Here is a 14,094-nt window from a genome sequence, read left to right on the forward strand (position 1 = left end):
CCGGAAAGCTCAAGGACCGCACCGACTGACGACGATGAACCACGCCCAGCTCACCGCCCTCGGCCGCGCCCTCCGCCTGCTCGGCGAGCACGGCGAGGCCCTCACCGCCGACACGCCGGACGCCAGGCTGCACGAGATGAAGGGCGATCTGCGGCGCGCCCTGGACCTGCTCGACGAGAGCGTCACCGGCACGGCCCCGGCCACCCGTTGCCCCGAGCACCCCCATGGCCCCGTCGACGAGGGCGCCCAGGACCTGTGCCTGCTGTGCGAGACCCGGCGTCGCGCCGCCCGTCGCTCCGAGGTCAACGGCTCCTACCCGTCGTACGCCCGGCCCGCCGAGCCCACCGCCACCGCCCCGTCCCGCTACGGCGTCCGCGAGGACCGCCCGCAACCGCAGCAGCGCTGGCTGCCGGAGCTGTGGAACGGGCGGGAGTGGCAGTTGTGCGGCACCCCGCGCCGCGACCGGCGCGAGGCCGAACTGTTCCTCGCCGCGCAGCGCCGTGGGCCGCACGCCGCCATGGCCTACCGGCTCGTGCACGAGTTCACCGACTACGAGGTGGTACGGGTCTGGGGGACCCCGGTGCGGGTCGACATCGAGCCGATGGGCAACAACGGATAGGCCGAAAAGGGCGGCGCCCCGACGGGCGCCGCCCCGGTCGCGGACGTCGGCGACGTCAGCTCAGCGTCTTCAGCGCCGACGCCTCGTACGGCTGAAGCTCGTGGACGCGGTCCCCGAGGACCTTCGCCGCCCACTCGGGGTCCTGGAGCAGCGCGCGGCCCACGGCCACCAGGTCGAACTCGTCGCGCTCCAGGCGGTCGAGGAGGTTGTCGAGGCTGCCCACCTGCGCACCCTCCCCCTGGAACGCCTTGATGAAGTCGCCGTCGAGACCGACCGAGCCGACGGTGATGACCTGCTTGCCCGTCAGCTTCTTGGTCCAGCCGGCGAGGTTGAGGTCGGAACCCTCGAACTCCGGCAGCCAGTAGCGGCGCGTGGAGGCGTGGAAGACGTCCACTCCGGCCGCCGCCAGCGGGGTCAGGATCGCCTCCAGCTCCTCCGGGGTCTCGGCGAGCCGAGCGTCGTAGGCCTCCTGCTTCCACTGCGAGTAGCGGAAGATGATCGGGAAGTCGGGCGAGACGGCGGCGCGGACCGCCGCCACGATCTCCGCGGCGAACCTGGTGCGGGCCACCGGGTCGCCGCCGTAGCCGTCCGTACGGCGGTTGGTGCCTTCCCACAGGAACTGGTCGAGCAGATAGCCGTGGGCGCCGTGCAGTTCCACACCGTCGAAGCCGATGCGCTGGGCGGCGGCCGCCGCCTCGGCGAACGCGCCGATGACCTCGTCCAGGTCCTGCCGCGTCATCGCCCTGCCGGTGCCCTCGGTGCCGTCGATGCGCAGCCCGGAGGGGCCCACCGCAGGGGCCTCGGGGTAGGGCGGCTCGCCCGGCTTGCGGACCATGCCGATGTGCCACAGCTGCGGCACGATCGTGCCGCCCGCCGCGTGCACCTCCTCGGCGACCTTCGCCCAGCCCGCGAGCTGCTCCTCCCCGTGGAAGCGCGGCACCCGGTCGCTCTGCCCGGCGGAGTCGTGCCCCACGTACGTGCCTTCCGTGACGATCAGACCGACTCCGGCGGCGGCACGGCGGGCGTAGTACGAGCGCACGTCCTCGCCGGGGATGCCGCCCGGGGAGAACATGCGGGTCATCGGGGCCATGACGATCCGGTTGGGGACCGTGAGCCCGTTGAGCGCGATCGGACGGGAGAGGATCTGGGCCGCGCGGGAGGCGGGGGACGTGTTGACGGTCACGTGGGGGCTCCTCGTGAGTGGCTCTGTCGACCAGGCGGTATGTGCACGCGCATTGTTGCAGCTACTAAAGTAACTGCCCCCGCAGTGGGCCCATTCCGCAGCCGGCCGGGCCATCGTGTGATCCCGGACACGCCCGAGGGCGGCACTCCCTGCTTCCAGGGAGTGCCGCCCTCGGTACGAAAGGACGGTCGATCAACCGGACCGGTCGATCAGAAGTCCATGTCACCGCCCGGCATGCCGCCGCCGGCCGGCGCGGCGGCCTTCTCCGGCTTGTCGGCGATGACGGCCTCGGTGGTGAGGAACAGCGCGGCGATGGAGGCGGCGTTCTGCAGCGCGGAACGGGTCACCTTCGCCGGGTCGATGATGCCCTCGGCGATCATGTCGACGTACTCGCCGGTGGCGGCGTTCAGACCGTGGCCGACGGCCAGGTTGCGCACCTTCTCCACGACGACGCCGCCCTCGAGACCACCGTTGACGGCGATCTGCTTCAGCGGGGCCTCCAGGGCCAGCTTCACGGCGTTGGCGCCGGTCGCCTCGTCGCCCTCGAGCTCCAGCTTCTCGAAGACCTGGGAGGCCTGCAGCAGGGCCACGCCACCACCGGCGACGATGCCCTCCTCGACGGCCGCCTTGGCGTTGCGGACGGCGTCCTCGATGCGGTGCTTGCGCTCCTTGAGCTCGACCTCGGTGGCGGCACCGGCCTTGATGACCGCGACACCGCCGGCCAGCTTGGCCAGGCGCTCCTGGAGCTTCTCGCGGTCGTAGTCGGAGTCGCTGTTCTCGATCTCGGCGCGGATCTGGTTCACGCGGCCCTGCACCTGCTCCGGGGAGCCGGCGCCGTCGACGATGGTGGTCTCGTCCTTGGTGATGACGACCTTGCGGGCGCGGCCCAGGAGGTCCAGGGACGCGTTCTCCAGCTTGAGGCCGACCTCCTCGGAGATGACCTCGCCGCCCGTGAGGATGGCGATGTCGCCGAGCATGGCCTTGCGGCGGTCACCGAAGCCCGGGGCCTTCACGGCAACCGACTTGAAGGTGCCGCGGATCTTGTTGACGACCAGGGTCGACAGGGCCTCGCCCTCGACGTCCTCGGCGATGATCAGCAGCGGCTTGCCCGACTGCATGACCTTCTCCAGGAGCGGGAGCAGGTCCTTGACCGAGGAGATCTTGGAGTTGGCGATGAGGATGTACGGGTCCTCGAGCACCGCCTCCATGCGCTCCATGTCGGTCGCGAAGTAGGCGGAGATGTAGCCCTTGTCGAAGCGCATGCCCTCGGTGAGCTCGAGCTCCAGACCGAAGGTCTGCGACTCCTCGACGGTGATGACGCCTTCCTTGCCGACCTTGTCCATGGCCTCGGCGATGAGCTCACCGATCTGGGTGTCGGCGGCGGAGATGGAGGCCGTGGAGGCGATCTGCTCCTTGGTCTCGACCTCCTTCGCCTGGTCGAGCAGGGCGGCGGAGACGGCCTCGACGGCCTTCTCGATACCGCGCTTGAGGGCCATCGGGTTGGCGCCGGCGGCGACGTTGCGCAGGCCTTCCTTGACCAGGGCCTGGGCGAGAACGGTCGCGGTGGTCGTACCGTCACCGGCGACGTCGTCCGTCTTCTTGGCGACTTCCTTGACCAGCTCGGCGCCGATCTTCTCGTACGGGTCCTCGAGCTCGATCTCCTTGGCGATGGAGACACCGTCGTTGGTGATCGTGGGGGCGCCCCACTTCTTCTCAAGGACGACGTTGCGGCCCTTGGGGCCGAGGGTCACCTTGACGGCGTCCGCGAGCTGGTTCATGCCGCGCTCGAGGCCGCGCCGCGCCTCCTCGTCGAACGCGATGATCTTGGCCATGTGAAGTGGTCCCTCCAGGACTGGGGGTGATTACTTCGGACCGCGCCCGCGCCCGCGACGGACGGCCCCGGCCGGTGGTTCCCTGCCCCACCCGGTCCGTGGCCTCACCGACCCGGTCCTTCATTGTCACTCTCACCTTCAGAGTGCTAACGCCAATGATTAGCACTCGACCCTCCCGAGTGCAAGCGACCAGGGGGGAGCGGCGGCCGCGGTCAGCCCCGCGCGAACAGGCGTGTCGCAGGGCGGCGCGCCCGGACCCGGACACGCCGAAGGGCCCGCACCACGGTGAGGTGCGGGCCCTTCGACAGAAGACGTTTCTTGCGGTGGTCGCGCGATTCAGGCCGTGACGCGGACCATGTCGGCCTGCGGGCCCTTCTGGCCCTGCGAGATCTCGAACTCGACCCGCTGGCCCTCTTCCAGCGTGCGGTAGCCGTCCATCTGGATCGCGCTGTAGTGGACGAAAACGTCCGCACCACCGTCGACCGCGATGAAGCCGTACCCCTTCTCCGCGTTGAACCACTTGACGGTGCCCTGAGCCATGCCTAACTCCCCTATTACTGGCCCTTGCACAGATCCACACCTCGCGGACCCGGGTCAGACCTCACCCCCCATGGATTGGGGGCGTGCGCCGGAACGCGTCGACCGCGGCTGAATGTATCTGTCCAACTGCCGTCTGCAACAGGTCAATCGGACGAGAATTCCAGACGCGCATGGTCCGGAATTTGGCGAAAAATCACCTGAATTCAGGGCAAGTCAGACCCCGCAAACGGCGCAAAAGCCGCAAATCGCCCTCGCACTTTGGCTACTTCTTGTCGGGCATGCGGCAGGAATCCATGGCTTGCGCCCCTGAGATCAGGAGCGCGTTCCCCAACTGTACCGCGCTCAATCACACTGAATTGCCCCCTCCGCTTCTCTCACGGAGGAGGCAATTCGATGAACTCTCAGTGACGGGCATTACCGAAGGTAATGACGAGGCCGTCCGGGGCCGCCGCGCGGCACGCCGACGCGCCGTCAGCCGCCGGCCACCGCCGGAATGATCGAGACGCCGGCGCCGTCCGGGGTGGCGGTCTCCAGGCCCTGCTCGAAGCGGACGTCGTCGTCGTTGACGTACACGTTGACGAAACGGCGCAGCCTGCCCTGGTCGTCCAGGACCCGGGCGGCGATGCCGTTGTGGTTCTTCTCCAGGTCGGCGATGACCTCGGCCAGGGTCGCGCCCTGGGCCTTCACCTCGGCCTGGCCGCCGGTGTAGGTGCGCAGGATGGTCGGGATGCGAACGGTCACGCTCATGCGAGGCCAGCCTCTCGGAAGGAGTCCAGGTTCGGACGGATCGTCGCGGTGAGCCCGGTACCCGCCACCGCGTCCAGGGTCTTGAGACCGTCGCCCGTGTTGAGGACGACGGTGGTCTTGGCCGGGTCGAGCACGCCGTTGTCGATCAGCTTCTTCGTCACCCCGACCGTCACACCGCCCGCCGTCTCGGCGAAGACGCCCTCGGTCCGGGCGAGCAGCCTGATGGCGTCGACGACCTGCTCGTCCGTCACGTCCTCCACCGCACCGCCCGTGCGGCGCGCGATGTCGAGGACGTACGGGCCGTCGGCCGGGTTGCCGATGGCGAGGGACTTGGCGATGGTGTTCGGCTTCTGGGGACGCACGACGTCGTGGCCGGCCTTGAAGGCGGTCGACACCGGCGAGCAGCCCTCGGCCTGGGCGCCGAAGATCTTGTACGGCCGGTCCTCCACCAGCCCGAGCCCGATCAGCTCCTGCAGACCCTTGTCGATCTTGGTGAGCTGTGAGCCGGAGGCGATCGGGACCACGATCTGGTCGGGCAGCCGCCAGCCGAGCTGCTCGCAGATCTCGTACGCCAGGGTCTTGGACCCTTCCGCGTAGTACGGGCGCAGGTTGACGTTGACGAAGCCCCAGCCCTCGCCGGCCGGGTCACCGATCAGCTCGGAGCAGAAGCGGTTCACGTCGTCGTAGTTGCCCTCGATGCCGACGAGCTCACCGCCGTAGATCGCGGCCATGACGACCTTGCCCTGCTCCAGGTCGTGCGGGATGAACACGCACGAGCGGAAGCCGGCCCGCGCGGCGGCGGCACCGACGGCACCGGCCAGGTTGCCGGTGGAGGAGCAGGACAGGGTGGTGAAGCCGAAGGCGCGGGCGGCCTCCAGTGCCTGGGCGACGACACGGTCCTTGAAGGAGTGGGTCGGGTTGCCGGAGTCGTCCTTCACGTACAGCCCGCCGGTGACGCCGAGTTCGCGGGCGAGGTTGTCGGCCTGGACGAGCTTGGTCCAGCCCGGGTTCAGGTTCGGCCTGGTCGCCACGTCCGCCGGGACGGGCAGCAGCGGCGCGTAGCGCCAGATGTTCGCGGGGCCCGCTTCGATCCGCTTGCGCAGTTCCTCGGTGTCGTAGGCCGAGAAGTCGTAGGCGATCTCCAGCGGGCCGAAACACTCCTCGCAGGCGAACACAGGACCCAGAGGTACACGGTGGCCGCATTCGCGACAGGACAGCGCGGCGGCGGGGCCGAGGTCGACGGTGGGGTCGGTGCTGCTTGCAACAGTCTGCACAGCCATGTGAGGCGAGGCCCTTTCTCCTCATCTTCCTCACGACGCATCTCGCCGTGAGACGGATTTGGCACCTTCCCTAGCCGGGAGCCTCGCGAAGACGATCTGCTGTGCTCGCAAGCAGTCGATACGAGAACCGGCTGGAGGGTTGCCGGGGCTTCATCGGGCCGTGTCCCTCTGCCCCTCTGGATGAGCGGTATGTGGTTGTGAAGCCGCGGCGACCCCCGACACGTGATGGTCATCCGCGTTGTTCAAGACTGTAACCGACGGCCACGACAGTTGAGATAGTCGTCCGAACCGCGAGACGGATCACCGGACCGTGTGATCCGTGCCGTGATCCGAACACCAGTGAGGAGCCGCCGACCGTGCTGGAAGAAGTCGAGCGCTGGCTGAGGACACGCTCCTGGTCCGTGACCGATCGCCCGCTCCACACGATCCTGGCCGCCAAACGCGCGAGCGGCTCGTCGGTCAGCGTCGTGCTGCCCGCGCTCAACGAGGAGGAGACGGTCGGCGACATCGTCGCCGTCATCCGCCACGACCTCATGGAGCAGGTGCCACTCGTCGACGAGCTCCTCGTCGTCGACTCGGGCTCCACCGACCGCACCTCCGAGGTGGCCGCCGCGGCCGGCGCCCGGGTCGTCCACCGCGACGACATCCTGCCGCGCATCCCGGCCGTGCCCGGCAAGGGCGAGGTGCTGTGGCGCTCGCTGCTCGTCACCCGCGGGGACGTCGTCTGCTTCGTGGACGCCGACCTGAGGGAGTTCTCCTCCGACTTCGTCACCGGGATCGTGGGCCCGCTGCTCACCGACCCCGGTGTGGACCTGGTGAAGGCCATGTACGACCGCCCGCTGACGCTCGCCGGCGAGTCCGCGTCCGGCGCGGCGGCAGGTCAGGGCGGACGCGTCACCGAGCTGATGGCGCGTCCACTGCTGAACATGCACTGGCCCCAGCTGGCCGGCTTCGTGCAGCCGCTCGGCGGCGAGTACGCGGCCCGCCGCTCGCTGCTGGAACAGCTTCCCTTCCCGGTCGGCTACGGCGTCGAGCTCGGCATGCTGGTCGACGCGCTGCACCTGGTGGGTCTGGACGCGCTCGCGCAGGTCGACGTCGGTGTGCGCAAACACCGGCATCAGGACGGGCAGGCGCTGGGCCGCATGGCCGCCGCGATCTACCGCACCGCCCAGCTCCGTCTGGCCCGCGGCCATCTGATCCGCCCCTCCCTCACCCAGTTCGAACGGGGTGAGGACGGCTTCGAGCCGCGCACCTACTCGGTGGACACCGAGGAGCGGCCGCCCATGGTGGAGATCGCGGAGTACGCGGCCCGGAAGGTGGCGTAAAACGCCGGCCCGGCCGTATACGGCCACCCACGAAGCGGAACCGTACGTTTGAGCGTTTCCGGGCCGGGCTAGGTTGAGGACCATGGTTTCAACGCACGGTGCCGAGGTGCTGGTCGCGTCCAACCGCGGCCCGGTTTCGTACGAAGTGCGCCCCGACGGTGGGGCCGGCTCGCTGCACGCCAGACGCGGCGGCGGCGGGCTGGTGTCCGGGCTGTCGGCGATCGGCCCGGACGCGGGCGCGGTGTGGGTGTGCGCCGCGCTGAGCGACGCCGACCGCGAGGCGGTGCGCCGCTTCGAGGGCGGCCGCCGGCTGCCCGCCGACGCGACCGGCGGTCAGCAGGTACGGATGCTCGACATCGACGCGGACGTCTTCGCCGACGCCTACAACGGCATCGCCAACTCCGTGCTGTGGTTCGTCCACCACATGCTCTACCAGACCCCGCTGGAGCCGGTCTTCGACGCGGAGTTCCGGCGCCAGTGGGCGTCGTACGAGGCCTACAACCGGGCCTTCGCGCAGGCGCTGGCGGAGGAGGCGGCCGAGGGCGCGGCGGTCCTGGTGCAGGACTACCACCTGACGCTGGTGCCGGGGATGCTGCGCGACTTCCGGCCGGATGTGCGCATCGGCCATTTCTCGCACACGCCGTGGGCACCGGTGGACTACTTCCGGATGCTGCCGGACGACATCGCCGAGCAGGTGCTGCGCGGCATGCTGGGCGCCGACCGGCTCGGTTTCCTCACCCGGCGGTGGGCGGACGCGTTCACCGGGTGCTGCGAGGCGCTGGTCGGCGGACTCGGGGGCACCCGGGTCGGGGTGCACGGGCTCGGCGCGGACGCGGACTTCCTGCGCAGGCGGTCGCGGGAGGCCGACGTGGACGAACGCATGGCCGCGCTGCGCGCGGAGATCGGCACGGGGCCCGACGGGCGCGCCCGCAGGACCATCGTGCGGGTGGACCGGACCGAGCTGTCGAAGAACATCGTGCGGGGCCTGCTGGCCTACCGGCAGCTGCTGGAGGACCACCCGGAGTGGCGCGAACGGGTGGTGCACCTCGCCTTCGCCTACCCCTCGCGCCAGGACCTCGCCGTCTACCGCGACTACACGGACGAGGTGCGGCGGCTGGCGGAGGAGATCAACGGGCAGTACGGCAGGCCCGGGTGGACGCCGGTGGTGCTGCATGTGAGGGACGACTTCGCCCGCTCGCTCGCGGCCTACCGGCTGGCCGACGTGGCCCTGGTGAACCCCGTCCGGGACGGCATGAACCTGGTCGCCAAGGAGGTGCCGGTGGTGTCCGACTCCGGCTGCGCGCTGGTGCTGTCGCGGGAGGCGGGGGCGTACGCGGAGCTGGGCGAGGACGCGCTCGTGGTCAACCCCTACGACGTGGTCGGGACGGCGTCGGCCCTGCACGAGGCACTGACCCTGCCGGCGCACGAGCGGGCCGATCGCTCCAAGAGGCTGGCGGCAGCGGCCACCGCGCTGCCGCCGGCTCAGTGGTTCCTGGACCAGCTGCACGAGCTGACGGCCGAGAACTGACGGCTCAGAACCGACGGCCAGGAACCCGCCGCTCGGAGCCGACGGCTCAGCCGAGCCGATCGGCGAGGTTCCGCAGCAGCTCCACCACCCCCTGCGGGCCGTCCACCACCAGGTCGGCCCGCTCCGAAAGTTCGGTCACCTCGCTGCTGCCGCTGCACACCAGCAGGCCCGGTACGCCCTCCGCGCGAAGTTTGCCGACCGCGGCGAAGGCGGGCAGGTCGCCGAGGTCGTCGCCGGCGTACAGGACCGACGCGGCGCCGATGTCACGGACGTAGTCCAGCAGCGCGACGCCCTTGTCCATGCCCGGCGGGCGCAGTTCGAGGACCATGCGGCCCGGTTCGACGATCAGGCCGTGCCGGGTGGCCAGCTCGGTGAGGGGCTCACGCAGCACCTCGAAGGCGGCCTGCGGGTCCTTGGCGCGGCGGGTGTGGACGGCGACGGACCGGCCCTTCTCCTCGATCCAGGCCCCGTGCCAGGCACCGATCCGGTCGAGGAGGCCCGGCAGTTCGGCCCGGACGGCCGCGACGCCGGGATCCGCGGCGGGGGCGCTGACGGAGCCGGTGGCGGCGTCCCAGCGCTCGGCGCCGTAGTGACCGAGGACGACGAGGTGCCGCAGGCCGGGAACACCCGCGAAACCGCCGTGCCGCACGGCGACCCCGGCCGGGCGGCCGGTGACCACCGCCACGGCGGCCACCTTCGGCGCGAGCGCGGCCAGCGCGGGCACCGCCTGCGGGTGTGCCCGGGCCTGGTCCGGGTCCGGCACGATCGGCGCGAGCGTCCCGTCGAAGTCGAGCGCGATCACCGCCTTCTCCGGCCGCGCGAGGATCGCGGCGAGCCCGTCCCGCCCGGCCCGCGTGGCAGGCGTCGGCAGGGAGTGCTTGGGTTTGGTCGAGTCCGTGTCGTGGCTGCCCATACGGCGACCCTATCCACGCGGGGCCGCCCGCACTCCTCGTCGAGCCGACGCCGAGCGGCCCGCCGACGGGCCGTCCACGCACGGCCCCGCACTCCCCCACACAGGGGCGGCCGCGGCGACGGCCAGGGCAGTGGCCAGGACCGTGGCCAGGCATCACCGCTCGCCCCGTCGCTCCTCCCGCACCCGGCGGAGCCGGTTGACCGTCACCGGGTCGTGCGCCAGCGCGCGTCTGTCGTCGAGCAGGGCGTTGAGGAGCTGGTAGTAGCGGACCGGGGACAGGCCGAGCTCCTCGCGTATCGCGCGCTCCTTGGCACCGGGGCCCGGAGAGCCGCGGCGCTCCAGGGCGAGGATGTCCCGTTCCCTGCGGCCGAGCTCCTCCTGGTCGTCCTGGTCGTGGTCCATACCGGGAACCGTAGCCCCCGCCACCGACACAGCTCCGTCCGCCCGCCCCGCGGCTGCCTACCCGCCTTGCGTGCCTACCTGGCCGCTCACTACCTGCCGCTCGCCGCGCTGTCCGCGGCGGTGGCCGTCGCCTGGAGCCCGCCGAGGACCGCGGCCGGGCTGCCGCCGGGGGCGACGGCCTGGCCGATGTGCTGCTTGATGTCCGCGCTTACATGGGCCCAGGACGTCTTGCCGGCCGGGTAGAGCTGGGCGGCGGAGAGCGCCGCCAGGAACGGCCCGAGCTTCTTGTCCTCCTCCGCCGCGGCCATCGTGTCGGACGCGGTGCCGGTGACGGGCAGCAGGTCGTACTCGCGGGAGAAGTCGAGCACGTTCTTGTCGCTGTAGACGAAGTCGAGGAAGTCGCCGATCTTGTCGCGGTGGCCGTTCTTCTTGAAGGCCATCATCCAGTCGGCGACGCCCATGGTCGCCTTGGCCGTGCCGTTGCGGCCCGGCATCGGGACGGTACCGAACCGCACACCCTTCTTCGCGGCCTGCTGCATCAGCGTGGGGTGGCCGTTGAGCATGCCCACCTCACCGTCGGCGAAGGCGGCGAACGCGTCCGCACGGTTGAGCTTGCCGGGGGCGACCGGCCCGGTCAGCCCCTTGCCGACCAGCTCGTCCTTGAGCCAGTCGAAGGTCTTGACGTTCTGCGCCGAGTCCAGGGTGTAGGTACCGCCGTCGTCGGTGTAGCCGGAGCCACCGCTGAGCAGCCACTGCATGGTCTCCGCCTGCGCCTCCTCCGGGCCGAGGGGCAACGCGTACGGGTACTTCACGCCCTGTGCCTTCAGCGCCGTGGCGTCGGCGGCGAGCTCGGCCCATGTCGTCGGCGGGGTGAGGTGGGCCCGGTCGAAGAGCGTCCTGTTGTAGAAGAGGACGCGCGTGGAGGCCGCGAACGGAATGCCGTACTGCACGTGCTGCAGCTGCCCGGCGTCGGAGAGCTGGCCGATGAAGTTCGCCTGGACGGGGATGGAGAGCAGGTCGTCGGCCTTGTAGAGCAGACCCCGCGACGCGTAGTCGGCGTACGCGCCGATCTGCGCCATGTCGGGCGCGTTGCCCGCGTCGACCATCTCCTTGACCTTGCGGTCGACGTCGGTCCAGGAGTAGACGCTGACCTGCACCTTCACGCCCGGGTGCTGGGACTCGTAGTCCTTGGCGAGCCCGTCCCAGTACTTCTGGGAACTGTTGGCCGCCGAGTCGCCGTAGTCGGCGGCGACCAGTCTGAGGGTGACGTCGGAGGAGCCGGTGCTCCCGCAGCCGCCGAGGACCGCCGTCATGCCCAGTGCGGACACCACCGCGATCATTCCTGTCCTACGCCGCTGCACTGCTTCTCTGCCCCACACACTGCCGGCTCGCCGAACGGAAACGCACAGAACCGGAACCTGCGCCGCCGCAAGGCGAAAACTTTCAAAACGTCAGCCATAAGGTCTACACCACGTAAGTGGACTAGACCTCTCGCGGGTCCGCGGGCCACACTGTCCTCCGTGAGACACGTCATCGCCCTCGATGTGGGCGGCACCGGCATGAAGGCCGCCCTGGTGGCGGCCGGCCCCGTGCCGTCCGGCGGGACACCCGCCGGGCCCCCCGCCCTGCTGCACCGGGCGCGCCGGGCGACCGGGCGCGAGCGCGGGCCCGAGGCCGTCGTCGAGGAGATCCTCGGCTTCGCCGCCGAGCTGCACGCCTACGGCGCGGAGCGCTTCGGTGAGCCCGCGGCCGCGGCCGGCGTCGCCGTGCCCGGCATCGTCGACGAGGAGCGGGGCGTCGCCGTCTACGCGGCCAACCTCGACTGGCGTGACGTGCCGCTGCGCGACCTGCTGGCCGAACGGCTCGGCATCCCCGTGGCCCTCGGCCACGACGTGCGCACCGGCGGGCTCGCGGAGGGCCGGGTCGGGGCGGGCCGGGGCGCCGACCGGTTCCTCTTCGTGCCGCTGGGTACCGGGATCGCGGGAGCCATCGGCATCGACGGCCGGGTGGAGGCGGGGGCGCACGGATTCGCGGGCGAGATCGGCCACGTCGTCGTGCGGCCCGGGGGCACCCCCTGCCCGTGCGGGCAGCGCGGCTGTCTGGAGCGGTTCGCCTCCGCGGCGGCGGTCAGCCAGGCGTGGGCCGAGGCCTGCGGGGACCCGGACGCGGACGCGGCGGACTGCGCCAAGGCCGTGGAGTCCGGGGACCCGAGGGCCCGCGAGGTGTGGCAGGAGGCGGTGGACGCGCTCGCCGACGGGCTGGTCACCGCGCTCACCCTGCTGGACCCGCGCACGCTGATCATCGGTGGCGGGCTCGCCGAGGCGGGGGAAACCTTGTTCACACCACTGCGGGACGCCGTCCGGCGCCGCGTCACCTTCCAGAAGCTGCCGTCGATCGTCCCCGCCGCCCTCGGGGACACCGCCGGATGCCTGGGCGCGGGGCTCCTCGCCCGGGATCTCCTGAACACCCCTACGACTCCCCGGAGGTAACCACCTGATGGCCGCTAGCAAGGTTCTCACCGGTGCCCGGGTGGTACTGCCCACCGGGATCGTGGACGGCGGCCGCGTGATCGTCCAGGGCACGCGGATCGCCGACACGGCCCCAGCAGACGCGCAGACCGTCGACGTACGGGGCCACTGGCTGGTCCCGGGCTTCGTCGACCTCCACAACCACGGCGGTGGCGGAGCGTCCTTCACCTCCGGGACGGTCGACGAGGTCCTGCACGGCATCCACACCCACCGGCAGCACGGCACGACCACGCTCGTCGCCTCCACCGTCACCGGTGAGATGGACTTCCTCGGGCAGCGGGCCGGGATGCTGAGCGAGCTGGCCGAGCAGGGCGACCTCGCCGGGATCCACTTCGAGGGGCCGTTCATCTCGCCGTGCCGCAAGGGGGCGCACTCCGCGCAGCTGCTGCGCGACCCGGACCCGGCGGAGGTGCGCAAGCTGATCGACGCGGCCCGCGGCACCGCGAAGATGGTCACCCTCGCCACCGAACTGCCCGGCGGCATCGACTCGGTGCGGCTGCTGGCCGAGCACGGGGTGATCGCGGCGATCGGGCACACGGACGCGACGTACGAGCAGACGGTGCAGGCGATCGACGCGGGGGCGACGGTGGCGACCCACCTGTTCAACGCCATGCCGACCCTCGGCCACCGCACGCCGGGGCCGATCGCGGCGCTCCTGGAGGACGAGCGGGTCACCGTCGAGCTGATCAACGACGGCACGCACCTTCACCCGGCGGCTCTGGAACTGGCGTTCCATCGCGCGGGCGCCGGACGGGTGGCCTTCATCACCGACGCCATGGACGCGGCCGGTTTCGGCGACGGCCGCTACATGCTCGGCCCGCTGGAGGTCGAGGTGGCCGACGGGGTGGCGCGCCTGGTGGAGGGCGGCTCGATCGCCGGCTCGACACTCACCCTGGACCGGGCCTTCAAGCGGGCGGTGACGGTCGACCGGCTGCCGGTGCGGGACGTGGTGGCCGCCCTGTCCGCCAACCCGGCCCGGCTGCTCGGCATGGACGACCGGGTGGGCTCGCTGGAGCCCGGCAAGGACGCCGACCTGGTGCTCCTGGACGAGAACTTCGACCTCAAGGGCGTGATGCGGCGCGGCGAATGGGTGGTCGATCCCCAACTGGGCTGATCCGTCCGGCCATACGGCCGTAGTGGCCGACTCCGGGACTGGGCCGGCCGCCGACTGTTTGGCATGATCGTGCCTCCGGAGCT

The 14,094-nt window shown here is 71.1% G+C and carries 13 protein-coding genes and 1 riboswitch; of the genes, 5 read left to right on the top strand and 8 right to left on the bottom strand.

Annotated elements, in window-relative coordinates:
- Positions 1 to 34: 34 nt before the first annotated feature.
- A complete protein-coding gene (locus AB0A61_RS23915) occupies positions 35 to 619 on the top strand; it encodes a hypothetical protein (protein ID WP_361295626.1) in 585 nt (194 codons plus the stop codon).
- A 55-nt stretch (positions 620 to 674) separates the two neighbouring features.
- Here the strand turns inward: AB0A61_RS23915 and AB0A61_RS23920 are convergent, their stop codons facing one another.
- The 5 genes from AB0A61_RS23920 to thrC form a co-directional block, all read right to left on the bottom strand.
- Positions 675 to 1,802 carry an NADH:flavin oxidoreductase gene (locus tag AB0A61_RS23920; protein WP_361295629.1) on the bottom strand — a complete coding sequence of 376 codons (1,128 nt, stop codon included), beginning with the start codon at positions 1,800 to 1,802 and terminating at the stop codon, positions 675 to 677.
- 209 nt (positions 1,803 to 2,011) lie between these two features.
- Entirely contained in the window at positions 2,012 to 3,634 is a 1,623-nt protein-coding gene (groL, locus tag AB0A61_RS23925; protein ID WP_361295632.1) for a chaperonin GroEL, read from the bottom strand.
- A gap of 336 nt (positions 3,635 to 3,970) precedes the next feature.
- Positions 3,971 to 4,174, bottom strand: a complete 204-nt coding sequence (locus AB0A61_RS23930) for a cold-shock protein (protein WP_004986573.1) — start codon at positions 4,172 to 4,174, stop codon at positions 3,971 to 3,973.
- A gap of 471 nt (positions 4,175 to 4,645) precedes the next feature.
- Positions 4,646 to 4,921, bottom strand: coding sequence for a MoaD/ThiS family protein (locus tag AB0A61_RS23935; RefSeq protein ID WP_361295635.1), 276 nt, complete (start codon positions 4,919 to 4,921; stop codon positions 4,646 to 4,648).
- A complete protein-coding gene (thrC, locus tag AB0A61_RS23940) occupies positions 4,918 to 6,201 on the bottom strand; it encodes a threonine synthase (RefSeq protein WP_361295638.1) in 1,284 nt (427 codons plus the stop codon). Before thrC ends, AB0A61_RS23935 begins: the two co-directional genes overlap by 4 nt.
- A gap of 18 nt (positions 6,202 to 6,219) precedes the next feature.
- Positions 6,220 to 6,388: riboswitch (SAM riboswitch) on the bottom strand.
- 169 nt (positions 6,389 to 6,557) lie between these two features.
- Between thrC and AB0A61_RS23945 the strand changes: the two genes are divergently transcribed.
- The gene (locus tag AB0A61_RS23945; protein WP_361295641.1) at positions 6,558 to 7,526 is read left to right on the top strand and encodes a glucosyl-3-phosphoglycerate synthase; all 969 of its coding nucleotides are present in this window, start codon (positions 6,558 to 6,560) and stop codon (positions 7,524 to 7,526) included.
- 82 nt (positions 7,527 to 7,608) lie between these two features.
- Positions 7,609 to 9,054: a trehalose-6-phosphate synthase gene (locus AB0A61_RS23950; protein ID WP_361295644.1), complete on the top strand. Its 1,446-nt coding sequence runs from the start codon at positions 7,609 to 7,611 to the stop codon at positions 9,052 to 9,054.
- Between the two features lie 46 nt (positions 9,055 to 9,100).
- On the opposite strand, the gene otsB is transcribed toward AB0A61_RS23950, so the two are convergent.
- From otsB to AB0A61_RS23965, 3 genes are all read right to left on the bottom strand, one after another.
- Positions 9,101 to 9,967 carry a trehalose-phosphatase gene (gene otsB / locus AB0A61_RS23955; protein WP_361295647.1) on the bottom strand — a complete coding sequence of 289 codons (867 nt, stop codon included), beginning with the start codon at positions 9,965 to 9,967 and terminating at the stop codon, positions 9,101 to 9,103.
- 153 nt (positions 9,968 to 10,120) lie between these two features.
- On the bottom strand, positions 10,121 to 10,369 hold the full coding sequence (locus AB0A61_RS23960) for a DUF3263 domain-containing protein (RefSeq protein WP_361295650.1): 249 nt from the start codon (positions 10,367 to 10,369) through the stop codon (positions 10,121 to 10,123).
- A gap of 89 nt (positions 10,370 to 10,458) precedes the next feature.
- A complete protein-coding gene (locus AB0A61_RS23965; RefSeq protein WP_361295653.1) occupies positions 10,459 to 11,709 on the bottom strand; it encodes an extracellular solute-binding protein in 1,251 nt (416 codons plus the stop codon).
- A 180-nt stretch (positions 11,710 to 11,889) separates the two neighbouring features.
- Here AB0A61_RS23965 and AB0A61_RS23970 point away from each other — a divergent pair, with 180 nt between their 5' ends.
- Positions 11,890 to 12,858: an ROK family protein gene (locus AB0A61_RS23970; RefSeq protein ID WP_361295656.1), complete on the top strand. Its 969-nt coding sequence runs from the start codon at positions 11,890 to 11,892 to the stop codon at positions 12,856 to 12,858.
- 7 nt (positions 12,859 to 12,865) lie between these two features.
- A complete protein-coding gene (nagA, locus tag AB0A61_RS23975) occupies positions 12,866 to 14,011 on the top strand; it encodes an N-acetylglucosamine-6-phosphate deacetylase (RefSeq protein ID WP_361295659.1) in 1,146 nt (381 codons plus the stop codon).
- Positions 14,012 to 14,094 lie beyond the last annotated feature (83 nt).

The sequence above is a fragment of the Streptomyces sp. NPDC046197 genome (assembly GCF_040646295.1).
Lineage (GTDB): Bacteria > Actinomycetota > Actinomycetes > Streptomycetales > Streptomycetaceae > Streptomyces.